This is a genomic window from Pseudomonas alloputida, assembly GCF_021283545.2.
In the GTDB taxonomy this organism is placed as follows: Bacteria; Pseudomonadota; Gammaproteobacteria; order Pseudomonadales; family Pseudomonadaceae; genus Aquipseudomonas; species Aquipseudomonas alloputida.
The window spans coordinates 717,501-735,218 of sequence record NZ_CP128540.1 but is presented as its reverse complement, the minus strand read 5'-3'; the positions used below and the strand labels follow the sequence as shown (position 1 = coordinate 735,218).

The 17,718-nt window shown below is 61.9% G+C and carries 17 protein-coding genes and 2 rRNA genes (1 of these 19 cut by a window edge); 3 read left to right on the top strand and 16 right to left on the bottom strand.

Annotated elements, in window-relative coordinates:
* Positions 1-1,410, top strand: a complete 1,410-nt coding sequence (locus tag LU682_RS03275; protein ID WP_010951879.1) for an amidase — start codon at positions 1-3, stop codon at positions 1,408-1,410.
* A 76-nt stretch (positions 1,411-1,486) separates the two neighbouring features.
* On the opposite strand, the gene thiO is transcribed toward LU682_RS03275, so the two are convergent.
* The 5 genes from thiO to LU682_RS03250 are packed head-to-tail and all read right to left on the bottom strand — an operon-like array spanning position 1,487 to position 4,314.
* Complete coding sequence (gene thiO / locus LU682_RS03270; protein ID WP_010951878.1) at positions 1,487-2,584, bottom strand: glycine oxidase ThiO; 1,098 nt, start codon at positions 2,582-2,584, stop codon at positions 1,487-1,489.
* A gap of 54 nt (positions 2,585-2,638) precedes the next feature.
* A complete protein-coding gene (locus LU682_RS03265; protein WP_010951877.1) occupies positions 2,639-3,028 on the bottom strand; it encodes a type IV pilin protein in 390 nt (129 codons plus the stop codon).
* Between the two features lies 1 nt (position 3,029).
* The gene (locus LU682_RS03260; RefSeq protein ID WP_010951876.1) at positions 3,030-3,494 is read right to left on the bottom strand and encodes a hypothetical protein; all 465 of its coding nucleotides are present in this window, start codon (positions 3,492-3,494) and stop codon (positions 3,030-3,032) included.
* Complete coding sequence (locus tag LU682_RS03255; RefSeq protein WP_010951875.1) at positions 3,491-4,135, bottom strand: PilW family protein; 645 nt, start codon at positions 4,133-4,135, stop codon at positions 3,491-3,493. Before LU682_RS03255 ends, LU682_RS03260 begins: the two co-directional genes overlap by 4 nt.
* Entirely contained in the window at positions 4,132-4,314 is a 183-nt protein-coding gene (locus LU682_RS03250) for a prepilin-type N-terminal cleavage/methylation domain-containing protein (RefSeq protein ID WP_049588116.1), read from the bottom strand. Before LU682_RS03250 ends, LU682_RS03255 begins: the two co-directional genes overlap by 4 nt.
* Before the next feature lie 109 nt (positions 4,315-4,423).
* Between LU682_RS03250 and LU682_RS03245 the strand changes: the two genes are divergently transcribed.
* Positions 4,424-4,906, top strand: a complete 483-nt coding sequence (locus LU682_RS03245) for a GspH/FimT family pseudopilin (RefSeq protein ID WP_010951873.1) — start codon at positions 4,424-4,426, stop codon at positions 4,904-4,906.
* Positions 4,907-4,982: 76 nt separating this feature from the next.
* Here LU682_RS03245 and ispH read toward each other — a convergent pair whose 3' ends face one another.
* The 6 genes from ispH to murJ form a co-directional block, all read right to left on the bottom strand.
* On the bottom strand, positions 4,983-5,930 hold the full coding sequence (gene ispH, locus LU682_RS03240) for a 4-hydroxy-3-methylbut-2-enyl diphosphate reductase (RefSeq protein WP_010951872.1): 948 nt from the start codon (positions 5,928-5,930) through the stop codon (positions 4,983-4,985).
* Positions 5,931-5,944: 14 nt separating this feature from the next.
* A complete protein-coding gene (gene fkpB, locus LU682_RS03235; RefSeq protein ID WP_010951871.1) occupies positions 5,945-6,382 on the bottom strand; it encodes an FKBP-type peptidyl-prolyl cis-trans isomerase in 438 nt (145 codons plus the stop codon).
* Positions 6,375-6,890 (bottom strand): signal peptidase II, encoded by a 516-nt coding sequence (gene lspA / locus LU682_RS03230; protein ID WP_003247609.1) that lies wholly within the window; start codon positions 6,888-6,890, stop codon positions 6,375-6,377. Before lspA ends, fkpB begins: the two co-directional genes overlap by 8 nt.
* Positions 6,883-9,714, bottom strand: a complete 2,832-nt coding sequence (ileS, locus tag LU682_RS03225; RefSeq protein WP_232914931.1) for an isoleucine--tRNA ligase — start codon at positions 9,712-9,714, stop codon at positions 6,883-6,885. Before ileS ends, lspA begins: the two co-directional genes overlap by 8 nt.
* Positions 9,711-10,661: a bifunctional riboflavin kinase/FAD synthetase gene (ribF, locus tag LU682_RS03220; protein ID WP_010951868.1), complete on the bottom strand. Its 951-nt coding sequence runs from the start codon at positions 10,659-10,661 to the stop codon at positions 9,711-9,713. The genes ileS and ribF overlap by 4 nt, the downstream gene beginning before the upstream one ends.
* Positions 10,662-10,779: 118 nt before the next feature.
* The gene (gene murJ, locus LU682_RS03215; protein WP_004577288.1) at positions 10,780-12,318 is read right to left on the bottom strand and encodes a murein biosynthesis integral membrane protein MurJ; all 1,539 of its coding nucleotides are present in this window, start codon (positions 12,316-12,318) and stop codon (positions 10,780-10,782) included.
* A 250-nt stretch (positions 12,319-12,568) separates the two neighbouring features.
* Here murJ and rpsT point away from each other — a divergent pair, with 250 nt between their 5' ends.
* Positions 12,569-12,847 carry a 30S ribosomal protein S20 gene (gene rpsT / locus LU682_RS03210; protein ID WP_003247625.1) on the top strand — a complete coding sequence of 93 codons (279 nt, stop codon included), beginning with the start codon at positions 12,569-12,571 and terminating at the stop codon, positions 12,845-12,847.
* Positions 12,848-13,092: 245 nt separating this feature from the next.
* Here rpsT and LU682_RS03205 read toward each other — a convergent pair whose 3' ends face one another.
* From LU682_RS03205 to LU682_RS03185, 5 genes are all read right to left on the bottom strand, one after another.
* Complete coding sequence (locus LU682_RS03205) at positions 13,093-15,393, bottom strand: PqiB family protein (protein ID WP_010951867.1); 2,301 nt, start codon at positions 15,391-15,393, stop codon at positions 13,093-13,095.
* A complete protein-coding gene (locus LU682_RS03200) occupies positions 15,386-16,009 on the bottom strand; it encodes a paraquat-inducible protein A (protein ID WP_049588113.1) in 624 nt (207 codons plus the stop codon). The genes LU682_RS03205 and LU682_RS03200 overlap by 8 nt, the downstream gene beginning before the upstream one ends.
* A complete protein-coding gene (locus LU682_RS03195) occupies positions 15,996-16,655 on the bottom strand; it encodes a paraquat-inducible protein A (protein ID WP_020190949.1) in 660 nt (219 codons plus the stop codon). Before LU682_RS03195 ends, LU682_RS03200 begins: the two co-directional genes overlap by 14 nt.
* Positions 16,656-16,915: 260 nt before the next feature.
* Positions 16,916-17,031: ribosomal RNA gene (gene rrf / locus LU682_RS03190) — 5S ribosomal RNA — on the bottom strand.
* A 142-nt stretch (positions 17,032-17,173) separates the two neighbouring features.
* A 23S ribosomal RNA gene (locus LU682_RS03185) occupies positions 17,174-17,718 on the bottom strand; it runs 2,348 nt beyond the window's last position.

Sequence of the window (17,718 nt, the reverse complement as noted above, 5' to 3'; positions counted from 1 at the left end):
ATGACCCAGAAAACCGCGATTGGCGAACTCACCGCCGTCGAACTGCTCGAACTGTACCATCGCCGCCAGTTGTCACCCGTCGAGGTGGTCGACGATGTGCTGGCGCGTATCGACCTGCATAACCCGGCGGTCAACGCCTTCTGCCATGTCGACGGCGAAGGCGCCCGCGCCGCCGCCCGTGCCAGCGAACAGCGCTGGCAACGTGGCCAACCCTGTGGCCGACTGGATGGCGTACCCGCCTCGATCAAGGACCTGACCCTGACCCGCGGCATGCCTACCCGCAAGGGCTCGCGTACTACCTCGGGTGCCGGGCCGTGGGAAATCGATGCGCCCTTCAGCGCCTTCATGCGTGAAGCCGGTGCAGTGCTGGTGGGCAAGACCACCACGCCAGAGTTCGGCTGGAAAGGGGTGACCGACAACCCGCTGTACGGCATCACTCGCAACCCGTGGGACACCAGGCTGACTGCCGGTGGTTCGTCTGGTGGTGCTGCGGCAGCCGCCGCGCTGAACCTGGGGGTGCTGCATCAGGGCAGCGATGCCGGTGGTTCGATTCGCATCCCTTGCGCCTTCACCGGCACCTTCGGCATCAAACCGACCTTCGGCTATGTGCCGCAATGGCCGGCCAGCGCCATGACCGTGCTGTCGCACCTGGGGCCGATGACGCGTACCGTGGACGACTCGGTGCTGATGCTCGACTGCGTAGCGCGCCCCGATGCCCGCGACGGTTTGGCCGGCGCACCCCGGCAGGCGCCGTGGCTCAGCCAGCAGCAAGATCTGAGCGGCCTACGCATCGCCTACAGCGCCAACTTCGGTTACGTGCAGGTCGACCCACAGATCCAGGCACTGGTGGCGCAAGCGGTGCAGCGCCTGGCGCGGCTGGGTGCGCAGGTAGAGGAAGTGGACCCGGGCTTCAGCGACCCGCTGGAAACCTTCAACACCCTGTGGTTTGCCGGCGCGGCGCGGTTGGCCAGTGCCTTGAGCGATGAGCAGAAAGCGTTGCTTGACCCGGGGCTGCGCTGGATTGCCGAACAAGGTGCACAGATCAGCCTTGGCGAATACACCCAGGCGCTTGAGGCACGGGCAGAATTGATTGCGAAGATGAATGCCTTTCATCAGCGATATGACGTGCTGGTATCGCCGATGCTGCCGTTGGTGGCGTTCGAAGCCGGACACAACGTGCCGCCTGGGTCGGGGATGGCGCAATGGATGGAGTGGACGCCGTTAAGCTATCCGTTCAACCTGACCCAACAGCCGGCGGCCTCGGTACCCTGCGGGTTCACCCGCGAGGGGTTGCCGGTGGGCCTGCAGGTGGTGGCCGGGCGCTTTGCTGATGAGCAAGTGCTGCGGGTGTGCAAGGTGTATGAGCAGCATTATCCGAGCCGGCACCTGCAAGCACCGATTACTGGCTGAAATCTGTATTGGCTTCTGCGGCCCTTTCGCGGGTAAACCCGCTCGCGTAGGAGCGGGTTTACCCGCGAAGAGGTCCTCAGCCCAAACGCCCTTCTGGCGCATACGGCGCCGGGTCGATAATCGGCTCGGCCCCTGTCAGCAAATCGGTAAACAGCTGGCACGAAGCCGGCGCCAGCACCAGCCCATTGCGATAATGCCCGCAGTTCAGCCACAACCCTTCATGCCCTGGCACAGGCCCAATGTAAGGGATGCCTTCTGGCGACCCCGGCCGCAGTCCCGCCCAGTGCGCCACCACTGTCGCGCCTTCAAGCTCAGGCAACAACTCCACCGCCGATGCCTTCAGGCTTTCCAGCGCATCCGCGGTCGGGGTCTTGTCATACCCGGCGTGTTCCAGCGTGCTCCCTACCAGAATGTGCCCGTCACGTCGCGGGATTGCATAGCGCCCCTTGGCCAGCACCATGCTCGGCAAGAAGTCTTCAGCACACTTGAACAGAATCATCTGGCCCTTCACGGGCTCCACCGGCAGTTCAAGGCCAAGGGTACGCAACAGGTCGCCACTCCAGGCGCCTGCGCTGAGCACAACCTCATCCGCCGCCAGTACGCCATCAGCCGTCTGTACACCAGTCACGCGCCCCTTTTCCTGCACGAAGCCGGTGATCTGGCAGTGTTCGCGCAAGCTCACGTTCGGCAGCGCCAGCAACGCCGCCTTCAGCGACTTGACCAAGCGTGGGTTGCGCACATTGGCCACACCAGCCATGTAGATGGCGTGCTTGAAGCCCGGGCCCAGCACCGGCACCGCATCGTAGGCCGCCGAAATATCCACGGCACTGAGCGGCCGCTGCTCGCGCGCGGCCCAGGCCAACGCTTCGGCCTCGTCGTCCAGGTCGAGCCAGTACAGCCCGGTGGTGTGAACTTCCGGGTCGACACCGGTGCTGGCGAACAGACGCTCGCCCAGCTGTGGATAAAAGTCCTGCGACCAGTGCGCCAGAGCGGTCACGGCGGGGCTGTAGCGCCACGGGTACAACGGCGAGACAATGCCTCCGCCAGCCCAGGACGACTCTCGGCCAACCTCGCCCTGATCGCACACCACCACCTGGCCGACCTTGGCTGCCAGGTTGAATGCCGTCAGCAGGCCGATCACCCCGCCGCCAACCACCACTACTTGCTTGCTCATCTGTCGATCCAACACCTGAAGTAAAACCGCGATGCACCGGGCATCATTGAACCTTCAACTTCCCCAACAGTGCGTGCTGTGCTCAACGGCGCCCGGATTGTGCTGCACGCCAGCCTGGTCGAGCTGGAAATCGCCACAGCCATCCTGTGCCATCAGCCCATGCGGTAGCCGCCGGGCGCGCAGCGTGAAGGTGTCACTGTCGCGCTGGGCCTGAAGGCTGTAGTAGCGGGTACCTTCGGGCAAGACCAGGTCGCCCTCGGCGTATTGGCCAGTGCGCACGCGGTGGCGCTCCAGGCGCAGGGCGGCATCATGCAGCAGGCCAACCACTTCGCTGCGTGCGGCTCGCCGAAGCTGGTCGCTGTAACTGGGGTAGGCAATGGCTGCCAGAATGCCGGTCACGGCCAGCACAATCAACAACTCGATCAGGCTCAAGCCTTGCTGCATGTCAGTCTCCTCGCAATCTTTGTCGCCAGGTGATGCGTTGGGTTTGATTGCCGGCCATGGCGTAGACCGCTTCCAGCACATGCCGTGAGCGGCTTTGCTTGCTGACGGCGGTAATCCGGAACAGGCTAACCGGCTGCCCTTCGGGCATGTGCGCGGCACGTTCGCTGACACCCAGGTTCTGCAGCTGGAAAAAGCCGGTCTGGGTACTTTGCCACTGCCCAATCAGATCGTGCGGCCTGGGCGGTGGCGGGCACGCGCTACAAGCGTCAGGGGGCGCCCGTTCAAGTTCGCGTACCCCGGCCAGCAAAGTGGCCTCAGCCTCTTCCAGCGCCATCAGGCCATCGCTCAGGTAGCCGGTCATCCGCGTTTCCACCAGCGCGTCGCGCAGGGCAGATGTGGCAAGCAGGCCCAGCAGGACGCTCAGGACCAAGGCCAGTAGAAGAACCACGCCACGCTGGTGAGTCATGAAGCGGGGACCGGGTTGCGGATTGCGACGCTCAACTCATGGCGCTGCTGAACCTTGAGCGTGGGTTCGTAGAGTGTCAGGCTGATATCCACCCGTTCTCCCCCCACCATCTGCACACGCTCCACACGCATCGCCTGCACATTATCAACCAACGGTTGAAATTTGCTGTTTCCGCGTTTGAACCTCAGCTTATCGTCCTGGAGCTGGTAGACATACCTGCTGACCGGGTACACCAGTAGGTCCCCAGCCTTGCGTGCTGCATCGACAGACACTTCGGTCAGGCAATCGGTGTGCAGAAACCAGTCAGGTCGGCCAGCTTGCCCAGGCAACTCCGCCACGATCAGGCTGAGGGTGGACGCTTCGATCACCAGGGGGCGAGCGAAGACCTGCTGTAATGCCGGGTCATCGAAATCGGAAGGTTTCAGGCGCAAACAGCCAAACATGCCGGCCATGCGAATATCCTGGGCCATGCGCAGCAACGCCTGCCGCGCCTCATCCTGCATGCGCAGCGCAGTACTTTGCAGGCGCCAGGCCTGTTGAGCCGATGCAAAGAGCTGACTGGCGGCCGCCAACAGCATCAACCCGATAGTCAGCGCCAACATCAGCTCAACCAAACCAAAACCAAGTTGGCCGCGCCTCATCGACGCCCCCGTTCATGCTCGCTGTGCGCCGCCATTGCCGCCTGCCCATTGCGCCGCGCACTGTCCACAGCCTGCAATGCCTGCAATTGCAGCCCCGCTGCGGCGAACATACCCACAGCCACGACCACAACCGCCAACAACACTTCCAGAAGCGTCATGCCCCCTTGCCTTGCGTGCATCCCTGCACCTCCTGCGACTTTTCCCGTCATTGCTTTCAACTTGGGCGACTGGACCTCTTGTCCAACCGCCAGGAAGCTATAGCCAAGCACGTCCAGGGAGGAATGCACGGTGAAGCAACGCGGCGTAACACTGATACAAATGTTGTCGGCCTTGGCCGTGGCGGTCTTGCTGACCCAGCTGGGCATGCCGGCCTACGCCAGAATGAGCGATGACCTGCACCGGGCGGCGGCTGCCCGTGATCTGGCGCAGGCGCTGCGCAGTGCACGCAGCCATGCGCTGTTGCAGGGTCAGCCGGTGCTGGTGCTGGCGCTGGACGGTAATTGGGGGAATGGGTGGCGGGTAGTGCTGGAGCATAACCGGCAGGTGCTGCGCGAACAGCGCCTTTCAAAGCCGCTGAAAATAACCAGCAATCGCGGTGAGCAGTTCAAATTCAGTGCGCTGGGCGTGCCCATGACGTCGGGCAACAGCTGGTTGGGCGCAAAACTGGAAATGTGCGAACGCGCCGCTGCTCGCAGCCGATATCAGGTGGTGCTGGCATCAAGCGGCAGAGTCAGGTTGCTTACGGAGGACCTGAGCAATGACCGCTGCTAGCGCGGTCATTGCAGGAGCGGTCTTGTGTCGCGCAAGGGCTGCAAAGCAGCCCCTGCATTGGCGGCGGTACTGCCCGTCAGATCAGCGAGCGAACCCGCAGCTCTTTGGGCATTGAAAAGGTGATGTTCTCTTCGCGCCCGTCCAGCTCTTCAGCGCCAGTGGCGCCCCAGGCCTTGAGCTGTTCGATCACGCCACGCACCAGCACTTCGGGCGCAGAAGCACCGGCGGTGATGCCGATGCGCGCGGCCTGGTCAAACCAGCCGCGTTGCAGGTCCTCGGCACCGTCGATCAGGTAGGCCGGGGTGCCCATGCGCTCAGCCAGCTCACGCAAACGGTTGGAGTTGGAACTGTTCGGGCTGCCGACCACCAGCACCACGTCGCTTTCGCCGGCCAGTTGCTTGACGGCATCCTGGCGGTTCTGGGTGGCGTAGCAGATGTCGTCCTTGCGCGGGCCGCCGATGTTCGGGAAGCGCGCACGCAGCGCATCGATGACGCGGCTGGTGTCGTCCATCGACAGTGTTGTCTGGGTGACGAAAGCCAGGTGGTCCGGGTCGCGCACCTGCAGGTTGGCCACATCTTCCTCGTCTTCGACAAGGTAGATGGCGCCACCGTTGCTGGCATCGTACTGGCCCATGGTGCCTTCGACTTCCGGGTGCCCTTCGTGGCCGATGAGAATGCACTCACGGCCATCGCGGCTGTACTTGGCCACTTCGATGTGAACCTTGGTCACCAGCGGGCAAGTGGCATCGAACACTTTCAGGCCACGGCCAGCAGCTTCCTGCCGCACGGCCTGGGAAACACCGTGGGCACTGAAGATGACGATGACATCGTCCGGCACCTGGTCCAGCTCTTCGACAAAGATGGCGCCGCGGTTACGCAAGTCTTCCACCACGAACTTGTTGTGCACCACTTCGTGGCGCACATAGATCGGCGGGCCGAAGACTTCCAGCGCGCGGTTGACGATCTCGATCGCCCGGTCGACCCCGGCGCAGAAGCCGCGAGGGTTGGCGAGTTTGATTTGCATGCTCGGCTCCAGGCTTACAGGGCCTTCACCTCGAGGATCTCCACCTCGAAGGTCAGGGTCTTGCCAGCCAGTGGGTGATTGAAGTCGATGGTGACCTGGTCGTCATCGAACGCTTTGACCACACCCGGCAGCTCGGTGTTGGCGGCGTCGTTGAAGATGATCAGCAGCCCTTCGGACAACTCCATGCCTTCGAAGTTGGACCTCGGCATGACCTGCACGTTCTGCGGGTTAGGCTGGCCGAACGCGTTCTCCGGGGCCACTGCCACGGTGCGCTTGTCACCGGCCTTGAAGCCGAACAGGGCGTTTTCAAAGCCCGGCAGCAGGTTGCCATCACCCACTTTGAAAGTAGCCGGGGCCTTATCGAACGTGCTGTCGACGGTGTCGCCGTTTTCCAGGTGCAGCGCGAAGTGCAGGGTGACTTCGGTGTTCTGGCCGATACGGGTGTCAGTCATGGACCGGATCCTCGGACTTCTTGCTCTTGAACATATCCAGCGCCAGCATCACCGCACCAACGGTGATGGCGCTGTCGGCCACGTTGAAGGCCGGGAAGTAATGGCGGTTCTGCCAGTGCACCAGGATGAAGTCGACCACATGGCCCAGCACGATGCGGTCGTACAGGTTGCCAATCGCCCCACCCAGCACCAGCGCCAGCGCCACGGCCAGCCAGGTCTCGTTGCGCCCCAGGCGCTTGAGCCAGACGACCAGTACCGCGCTGACCACCACGGCGATCAGGGCGAACAACCAGCGCTGCCAACCCGCTCCGTCAGCCAGGAAGCTGAACGCGGCACCGGTGTTGTAGGCCAGGGTCCAGCTGAAGTAGTCAGGAATGACCACGATCTGCTGGTACATGGTCAGGGCGTTGTTGAAGTACAGCTTGGTGGCCTGGTCGATGACCAGGACCAGCAAGCTCAGCCACAGCCATGCAAGGCGCCCGAAGCGCCCCGCTGCAGGGTTAGGCATAGTGGCGCACCTCACCCGAGCCGGTCAGGTTGTCGACGCAACGGCCGCAGATTTCCGGGTGCTCCGGATGGCTGCCGACGTCGGCGCGGAAGTGCCAGCAACGGCCGCACTTGGTGTGGCCGGACTTGACCACTTGCAGCTTGAGGCCTTCGACTTCGGTGGCTACCGCTTCGGCCGGCGCCTGTGCGAACGGCACCACGCTGGCGGCCGAGGTGATCAGCACGAAGCGCAACTCGTCACCCAGCTTGCCCAGGTCGGCACTCAGGCCTTCGTCGGCGTACAGGGTCACTTCGGCTTGCAGGTTGCCGCCGATGACCTTGGCGGTGCGCTGGTTTTCCAGCTCCTTGTTGACCGATGCCTTCACTGCCATCACGCGGTCCCAGTAGGCGCGGTCCAACTCGGTGCCTTCCGGCAGCTCGCTCAGGCCTTGGTACCAGCCGTTGAGCATTACCGACTCGTTGCGCTCGCCCGGCAGGTACTGCCAGATTTCGTCGGCGGTGAATGCCAGGATCGGCGCGATCCAGCGCACCAGCGCCTCGCTGATGTGGTACAGCGCAGTCTGGCAGGAACGGCGGGCGACACTGTTGGCGCCGGTGGTGTACTGGCGGTCCTTGATGATGTCGAGATAGAAGCCGCCCAGCTCCTGTACGCAGAAGTTGTGCACCTTGGAGTAGACGTTCCAGAAACGGTACTCGCTGTAGTGCTCTTCCAGTTCGCGTTGCAGCAGCAGGGTACGGTCCACGGCCCAGCGGTCCAGCGCCAGCATGTCTCCCGGTGCCAGCAGGTCGCGGGCCGGGTCGAAGCCGGACAGGTTGGACAGCAGGAAGCGGGCGGTATTGCGGATACGCCGGTAGGCGTCGGCACTGCGCTGCAGGATCTGCTCGGAAACGGCCATTTCACCGGAATAGTCGGTGGCCGAAACCCACAGGCGCAGGATATCGGCACCCAGGGTGTTGTTGACCTTCTCCGGTTCGATGGTGTTGCCCAGCGACTTGGACATCTTGCGGCCGTTCTCGTCCACGGTGAAGCCGTGGGTCAACAGCTCGCGGTATGGCGCATGGTTATCGATGGCGCAACCGGTCAGCAAGGACGAGTGGAACCAGCCGCGGTGCTGGTCGGAACCTTCCAGGTACAGGTCAGCGCGCGGGCCGGTGGCGTGGCCGATGTCGTGCGAGCCACGCAGTACGTGCCAGTGAGTGGTGCCCGAGTCGAACCACACGTCGAGGGTGTCGGCGATCTTGTCGTACTGGTCGGCTTCAGCGCCCAGCAGTTCGGCGGCGTCCAGCTTGAACCAGGCCTCGATGCCTTGCTGCTCGACACGCTTGGCCACTTCTTCCATCAGTTCGACAGTGCGCGGATGCAGATCGCCGGTCTGCTTGTGCAGGAAGAACGGGATCGGCACACCCCAGTTGCGCTGACGCGAGATGCACCAGTCCGGGCGGTTGGCGATCATCGCGTGCAGGCGCGCCTGGCCCCAGGCCGGGACGAACTTGGTGTCTTCGATGGCTTTCAGCGCACGCTCACGCAGCGGCTCGCCGGTGCTCGGCTGCTTGTCCATGCCCACGAACCACTGCGCGGTGGCGCGGTAGATCAGCGGGGTCTTGTGGCGCCAGCAGTGCATGTAGCTGTGGCTGATGGTTTCGGTGTGCATCAGCGCACCGACTTCGCTCAGCTTCTCGACGATGGCCGGGTTGGCCTTCCAGATGAACTGGCCGCCGAAGAATGGCAGCGAGTCGACATACACGCCGTTGCTCTGCACCGGGGTAAGGATGTCGTCGTTGACCATGCCGTAGCGCTTGCAGGTGACGAAGTCGTCTTCACCGTAGGCTGGCGAGGAATGCACCACGCCGGTACCGGCGCCCAGCTCGACGTAGTCGGCCAGGTAGATTGGCGACAGGCGATCGTAGAACGGATGACGGAAGTTGATCAGCTCCAGCGCCGAACCTTGGGCGCTGGCAACAACCGAACCTTCCAGGTTGTAGCGCTTCAGGCACGACTCGACCAGCTCTTCAGCCAGCACCAGCAGGCGCTCGCCGGTGTCGACCAGGGCGTACTTGAATTCCGGGTGGATGTTCAGAGCCTGGTTGGCCGGGATGGTCCACGGGGTGGTGGTCCAGATCACGATGGCGGCCGGCTTGGCCAGCGAGGCCAGGCCGAAGGCGGCGGCCAGCTTGGCTTCATCGGCAACCGGGAAGGCCACGTCGATGGTCTGCGACTTCTTGTCGGCGTACTCGACTTCCGCTTCAGCCAGCGCCGAACCGCAATCAAAGCACCAGTTCACCGGCTTCAGGCCCTTGAACACGAAGCCTTGCTTGACCATCTCGGCCAGGGCGCGGATTTCACCGGCCTCGTTGGCGAAGTTCATGGTCTTGTATGGGTTGTCCCAGTCACCCAGCACGCCCAGGCGGATGAACTCGGTCTTCTGCCCTTCGATCTGCTCGGCAGCGTACTCGCGGCACAGCTCGCGGGTACGGTCGGCGGAGAGGTGCTTGCCGTGGGTAACCTCGACCTTGTGCTCGATCGGCAGGCCGTGGCAGTCCCAACCTGGCACGTACGGCGCATCGAAGCCGGCCAGGGTCTTGGAACGGACGATCATGTCCTTGAGGATCTTGTTCAGCGCATGACCGATGTGAATCTTGCCGTTGGCATAGGGCGGGCCGTCGTGCAGGACGAACTTGGGACGATCCTTGCCAATTTCGCGCAGCTTCTGGTACAGGCCAATGCTGTCCCAGCGCTGCAGGATCTGCGGTTCGCGCTGAGGCAGGCCGGCCTTCATGGGGAAGGCGGTGTCCGGAAGGTTAAGCGTGGCTTTGTAGTCGGTCATTTCAGGCTCTTCGTTAGCGGTTGAGCGTGCCAATGTGCACGTGCGGCGGCGATATCCGCATCGATCGCCGACTTCAGCGCCTCCAGGGAGGCGAATCGCTGCTCTTCACGCAGCTTGTGGTGGAACTCCACCGTCAGGCGCCGGCCGTAAAGATCGCCGGCAAAGTCCAGAAGATGAATCTCCAGGTGCGGGCGCCCATCACCGGCAACGGTGGGGCGCACGCCGATATTGCCGACACCCGGCCAAGCTTTGCCGTCGATCACGATGCTGGCCAGGTATACCCCGGACAGCGGCACGCGGCGGCGCTTGAGCTGGATGTTGGCGGTTGGTGTGCCGAGCTGGCGGGCCAGCTTCTGGCCGTGCAGCACGCGGCCTGTAATGCGGTACGGGCGGCCCAGCAGGTGTTCGGCCAGTTCGAAGTCGCCCTCGGACAAGGCCTTGCGCACTTCGGTGCTGCTGACCCGCAGGCCATCCTGGATGACCGTGTTGGCGGCCTCGACGGTAAAGCCGTACGCGTTGCCGGCCTCGACCAGGAAAGCGAAGTCGCCAGCGCGGTCGCAGCCGAAGCGGAAGTCATCGCCCACTTCGAGATGACGCACGCCCAGGCCGTCGACCAGGATGGCCTTGACGAAGGCATCGGCACTGAGCTTGCTCAGACGCTGGTTGAACGCCAGGCACAGCACCCGGTCGATGCCTTCGGTCGCCAGCAGCTCGATCTTGTCGCGCAGCCGGGCCAGGCGCGCTGGCGCGGTATCGGGTGCGAAGTACTCGCGTGGTTGTGGTTCGAAGATCACCACGCAGGTCGGCAGGCCCAAGGCCTGACCGCGCTCGCGCAGGCGCGCCAGGATTGCCTGGTGGCCGCGGTGAACCCCGTCGAAGTTGCCAATGGTGGCGACACAGCCCCGGTGCTCGGGGCGCAGGTTGTGAAGACCTCGAACCAGCTGCATAACGCGCTTCTTGCTCATAAAGTGGCCGATTATAACCACACCCGGGCGCTGGTGACAGGCAGCAGCGCCCAAGGGCGGCGTGGAATGCGAAAAACCGACGCCTGACCCGCCAAAAGCCTCAGTGCAAGGCCTTGCGAGCGAAATGCCGGGGCCGGAAGCCACACAGGTACAGGCAGCCAAAATACGTCACGACGCCCGCCAGGATCAGCGCCCCAAGCCGCAGGAAGCGCTCAAGCATGATGCCCTGCTCCCAGGCCGGCATATAGTGCATGCCCGCCAGCAGTACCGCCGACATCAGCGTCACCGCCAACACAAGCTTGAGCAGGAACACTGCCCAGCCAGGCTGAGGCTCGAACAGCTGCTGACTGCGCAGCTTCCAGAACAGCAAACCGGCATTCAGGCAGGCACCGAGGCTGATCGCCAATGCCAGGCCGGCATGTGCAAGCGGGCCGACCAGGGCAAGGTTGAACAGCTGGGTGCAGACCAGGGTGAAGACTGCGATCTTCACCGGCGTGCGAATATTCTGCTGCGCATAGAAGCCAGGTGCCAGTACCTTGATCAGAATGATCGCCAGCAAGCCCACGGAATAGGCGATCAACGCCCGCTGGGTCATCGCCGCATCAAACGCGCTGAACTTGCCATATTGAAACAAAGCAACGGTCAGCGGTTCGGCAAGAATGGCCAACGCCAGGGTGCAGGGCAGTACCAGCAGGAAGCACAGGCGCAGGCCCCAGTCGAGAATTCGCGAGTACTCCTCGCGGTCCTTGTTGGCGTAGGTCTTGGCCAGTGTCGGCAGCAGGATAGTGCCCAGGGCAACGCCCAGCACACCGGAAGGCAGCTCCATGAGGCGGTCGGCGTAGTACATCCACGACACCGAGCCGGCCACCAGGAAGGAAGCGAAGATGGTGTTGATGATCAGCGAGATCTGGCTCACCGACACCCCCAGGATCGCCGGCAGCATCTGTTTCAGTACCCGCCACACTCCCGCGTCCTTGAGGTTCAGGCGCGGCAACACGAGCATGCCGATCTTCTTCAGCGCTGGCAGCTGGTACAGCAACTGCGCCAGGCCACCCGCCAGCACGCCCCAGGCCAACGCCATGATTGGCGGGTTGAAGTACGGCGTCAGCAACACGGCGAAGGCGATCATCGCCACGTTCAGCAAGGTAGGCGTGAAGGCCGGCACCGAAAAGCGGTTCCAGGTATTGAGGATCGCTCCGGCCAGGGAAGACAGCGAGATCAGGAATATATAAGGAAACGTCACCCGCAACAGGTCGGTGGTCAGCGCGTATTTTTCGGTGCTGTCGACAAAACCCGGGGCCGTGGCCCACACCACCCACGGTGCAGCGAGGATGCCGATGGCGGTCACCAGGGCCAGCACCAGGGTCAGAAGGCCGCTGACATAGGCAATGAAGGTGCGCGTCGCCTCCTCGCCCTGCTGGGTCTTGTACTCGGCCAGAATCGGCACGAAGGCCTGGGAGAATGCGCCTTCGGCGAAGATGCGCCGCAACAGGTTGGGCAGTTTGAACGCGATGAAGAAGGCATCGGTAGCGACACCAGCACCAAAGATGCGGGCCAGGATGGTGTCGCGAACAAAGCCCAGCACCCGCGAAATCATGGTGATCGAGCTTACTGCAGCCAGGGATTTGAGCAGGTTCATCGAAAAGATTCACGCCAATGACAGAGGACGCTGCCAGACAGCGTCCGAATGTGCGATACTCCCGCGCCTTCGCAGGGGAGCCAAAAATTCCCGAGTGTACAGGTCGCGCAGCAGAAAGGAATCTTTCCCGCTTGTTGGCGCACCGCTCGGCGGAACCTTGCAGGTGGCCTTGACATCCGCTCGACTGATCGGCATGATTCGCGGCCTATTTTGTTTGCTATTTACCTAAAGTCTTTCGAGGAGCTCGACGGTGGCCAACACACCTTCCGCCAAGAAACGTGCAAAACAGGCTGAGAAGCGTCGCAGCCACAACGCCAGCCTGCGTTCCATGGTCCGCACCTACATCAAGAATGTAGTTAAAGCCATCGACGCAAAAGACGCCGAAAAAGCGCAAGCCGCTTACGTTCTGGCTGTACCTGTAATCGACCGTATGGCCGACAAGGGTATCATCCACAAGAACAAGGCTGCTCGTCACAAAGGCCGTCTGAATGGCCACATCAAGGCGCTGAAAGAAGCTGCAGCTGCCTAAGCGACGCGCTAGTCGAAAAACCGACCCTAGGGTCGGTTTTTTGTTGCCTGCGATTTATGCTTGCGGGCCCAGTTCCATGCGGGACTCGATCTGTGGGAGCGGCCTTGTGTCGCGATAGGGCTGCGGGGCAGCCCCGGCAATCTCACTTTCTGCGCTGAGACCGAGGGGCCGCTACGCGCCCCTTTCGCGACGCAAGGCCGCTCCCACAAAAAAGCAGGGCCGCGCTTGGCGGCCCTACTTTTACATCACTTGGCGATCTGAATCTTCGGTGCCCACTGCAGCCATTCATCCTCGGCCTTTTCGAACAAGGCAAAGGTCTGCTGCGGCCGCGCCGGGTTACCCATCTGCTCGCCATCTGGCGTTGCGAAGGCGATACCGCCATCGATCAGGGTTTCCACCGACTCGGTACGCACTGTAGCGCCCTTGAACAGACCCCAGTCGAAACCGAAACCACTGCTGTTCCAGAAGCGGCTACCGCTGCGCACCAAGGCGGCATAGCGCGGCTCGATGAGGATATGAATCAGCACGCGGTCAGCGCTCTGGCCCAGCTCGAAGCCTGTCACCTTGCCCACCGTAACCTCACGATAGGTAACCGGCACACCCGGCTTGATCGAGCCACGGCGTGGCGCACTGAGCGTCAATGGCAGGCCGACCTCTGGCCCTGCTACCTCCGGTGCTTCGGCCAGGGCGATGAAATCGCGCTGTGGCCCACGGTTCTTGGCTGCTGGCTGCACTTCCAGGTACTGCCCACCTATCAAGGTGTCCAGGTTTTCAGTGCGCACCAGGCCCAGGGCCGGCTTGACCACCCAGAACTGCGTACCGGCACGGGCAATGCGATCCGCCGATTCGGTAATGCGCGCCCGTAGCAGCACCGCCTGCAGGTCATCGGTGAGGTCGACGCTCTCGATGCTGCCCACATCCAGGCCGCGGAAGCGGATGGCCGTACCCGGTTTCAGGCCATCGGCACGATCCACACGGATGGTGATCAACGTACCCGCACGGTTCACCGCTTCCTGGCTGTCATGCAGGCGGAAGCGTGGAATGTGCCGTTTCAGCGGTACATCGGGCCGTGGCGTATCGAACGCAATACCGCCGGCCATCAGTGTTTGCAGCGACTCACTCTTGATCTTGATGCCCGACAGGCCGCCGGTCAGGGTGATCCCACTGACGTTCCAGAAGCGCGACGAACCATTGACCAGCTTCTCGTACTCCTTCTCGATATGCACACCGATCAGGATGCGGTTGCTGTTACGGGCGAACTGATAGCTCTGCACGCTACCCACCTTCACCTGGCGGTACGTCACCGGGCTGCCGATTTCCAGCGAACCCAAGGTGTCGGCGAACAACACCATGTGCAGGCCCGGCGCTTTGAGGTCGAGCGGCGGCGCCTTGGCACGCGCCTCGAACTCACGCTCTGGCCGTGCGCCCTTCTCACCAGGACGAATGGCAATGTAGTTACCTTTGACCAAGGCTTCCAGGCCAGTGATTCCCGCCAGGGAAATCGACGGTTTGACTACCCAGAACTGTGTCCCGTCTACCAGGTAGTCCTCGGTCAGTGGGTCGAGTGTCAGCTCGGCCGAAGCGCTGGCCAGGTTGTCTTCCATCTTCAGGGCTTTCAGCGAGCCCACCTGGATGCCCTTGTACATGACCGGCGTGCGACCCGCCTGCAGGCCTTCATAATCGCTCAGCTTCACTTTTACCCGGATACCCGCCTGGGCGGCATCGAAGTCCTCGTACAGGCGGAACGGCAGGCTCGGGTCGGTGGGAGGGCTGTCCTTGCGGTACTCCGGCGTGGCGAAGGCGATACCACCCGCCACAATGCTCGACAAAGACTCACTGCGCACCTTCACACCCGAAAGCGAAGCATCGATGCTGACACCGCTGGCGTTCCAGAAACGCGTGTGCTTGCGCACCAGGCTGGCGTAGGCCGGCTCGATGAAGACTTTCACCTCTACGGTGCTCTGGTCCTCGGACAGGCGGTAGCTTTTCACCCGGCCTACCTGAATCTGCTTGTAGAACACCGGGCTGTCACGGTTGAGCGAGCCCAGCCTGTCGGCCTTGAGGGTCAGGTGCAGGCCTGGTTCAGAATCCGAGAGCGGTGGCGCCACCTTCAATGCCACAAAGCGTTTGGTACGTTCCCCCTCTCCCGGGCTAACGGCGATGTAGTTACCCGACACCAGTGTTTCAAGGCCAGATATACCGGCCAGGCTGACACTCGGCTTCACCAGCCAGAAACGCGTGCCTTTGGTTAGATGGGGCTCGGCAGCCTTGTTCATCTCGATGGTAGCGATCACCCCCTGCGTGTCGCCCTTGGCGTCGAGCACCAGGCTTTTCACCTTGCCAACCGGCATGCCTTTGTAGATGACCTCGGTCTTGTTGGCGACGATACCCTCTCCCGACTCGAAGCGGACTTCAATTTCCACACCAGCGTCGCGGTAGGCCTGCCACGCGAGCCAGCCACCGATCATCAGCGCAATCAAAGGCAGGATCCAGATGGCCGACCAGTTCGAGGCTGGGCGGGTTTTAGCCGTTGGCAGGTCACTCATGGTCGTCCTCCGACTCCGTGTTATCCCAAATCAGTCGGGGATCGAAAGTTAAAGCGGCAAGCATTGTCAGGATCACCACAGTTGCGAAGGCGACAGCGCCCAGGTTGGCTTCGACACTGGCTATTCGGCCAAAATTCACCACTGCCACCAGGATGGCAATGACGAAGATGTCCAGCATGGACCAGCGCCCAATGAATTCGATGAAGCGGTACATCAATATCCGCTGCCGGGCCGAAAGCGGCTGCCGCCGCTGAACGGAGTACAACAGCAAGCCGATGCCCACCAGCTTGAACGTGGGGACCAGGATACTGGCAATGAACACCACAGCCGCAATGGGCACCATGCCGTGCTTGAGCAGGGTGATGACACCGGACATGATGGTGTCCGGGCTACCCTGACCGAGGGTACTCACGGTCATGATCGGCAGTATGTTGGCCGGGATGTAGAGGATCGACGCCGCAATCAGCAACGCCCAGGTGCGCACGATACTGTTCGGCCGGCGTGCATGCACGATAGCGCCGCAACGTGTGCAGGTTTGCGAAGTGCTGTCTGGCTCCTGCCTGTTCAGCTCGTGACACTCATTGCAGACAACAATGCCTGCGTCAATCGCCCGCATGCAGGTCCTCCCCCGATAGCGCACTCCAGATCTGGTGGGGCGACATCACCACTTCGAGCCACACCTGGATCAATAACAGACTGATGAAACAGAACAGCCCAAGGCCCACGGTCAGTTCGGCCAGGTCAACCAATTTGACGATGGCCACCAGCACCCCCATGAAATAGACCTCGAGCATGCCCCAGTCACGCAGGTGGTGATAGATGCGGTAGAAGACCAGGCCGTAGTCACGCCCGAAGTTCAAGCGGATGCTCAACAGCACGGCCAGCTGACAGAGCAGCTTCGCCAGCGGAATGACCATGCTACAGAGCAGTACCACTACGGCAACACCGCGCATTCCCGAGTTGTACAGGCCTAGCACGCCACTCCAGACCGTATCGTCCGAAGTCTGGCCAAGCAGGTGCAACTGCATGATCGGCAGGAAATTGGCCGGCACGAACAGCAAAAGGGCCGTCAGCACCAAGGCCAGGCTGCGATTGACCACATTGTGCCGATGGGCATAGAGCTCGTAGCCGCAGCGCGGGCATTGGGCTTTCTCATCATGCTGCAGCACGGGCTTGCGCAGCAGCAGGTCGCATTCATGGCAGGCGACAAGCTCGTCCAACGGCAGCTGGGCCAGGGTTTCAGGTTCGACAGAATTGGACATAGAGCGCTTCTGTATAGGTGCGTGGGGGCTATTCTAGTGTTCTGACTCGAATTATGGGAGGCGACGCTGTCCTGAAGAGTGTGCGGGGGTGCGCCCCTGCCTGGCGTTGCACCCATCCCTTGTAGGAGCGGGTTTACCCGCAAACACCGGCAACGCCGGTGCCATCTCCGCTCCCGCAGTGATTCGAGCAGTTCCAGTTTTTTTCCCACCAAAGACAAAACCCCTACCTGCATGCGCAGATAGGGGTTTTGCGAAATGAATCTTGACGATGACCTACTCTCACATGGGGAAACCCCACACTACCATCGGCGATGCATCGTTTCACTACTGAGTTCGGGATGGGATCAGGTGGTTCCAATGCTCTATGGTCGTCAAGAAATTCTGTTGCCAGAATGTCCAGATGGACAGCCCAGCGAATTCGGATATGCGATATTTGCGAAGCTCTTGTGTAAAGCACGAATTTTCGGGTCTTTCGTCTTCACCACCACAATCTGCGTAGCAGATTGCTTGGGTGTTATATGGTCAAGCCTCACGGGCAATTAGTATTGGTTAGCTCAACGCCTCACAGCGCTTACACACCCAACCTATCAACGTCGTAGTCTTCGACGGCCCTTTAGGGGATTCAAGATCCCAGTGAGATCTCATCTTGAGGCAAGTTTCCCGCTTAGATGCTTTCAGCGGTTATCTCTTCCGAACATAGCTACCCGGCAATGCCACTGGCGTGACAACCGGAACACCAGAGGTTCGTCCACTCCGGTCCTCTCGTACTAGGAGCAGCCCCTCTCAAATCTCAAACGTCCACGGCAGATAGGGACCGAACTGTCTCACGACGTTCTAAACCCAGCTCGCGTACCACTTTAAATGGCGAACAGCCATACCCTTGGGACCGGCTTCAGCCCCAGGATGTGATGAGCCGACATCGAGGTGCCAAACACCGCCGTCGATATGAACTCTTGGGCGGTATCAGCCTGTTATCCCCGGAGTACCTTTTATCCGTTGAGCGATGGCCCTTCCATACAGAACCACCGGATCACTAAGACCTACTTTCGTACCTGCTCGACGT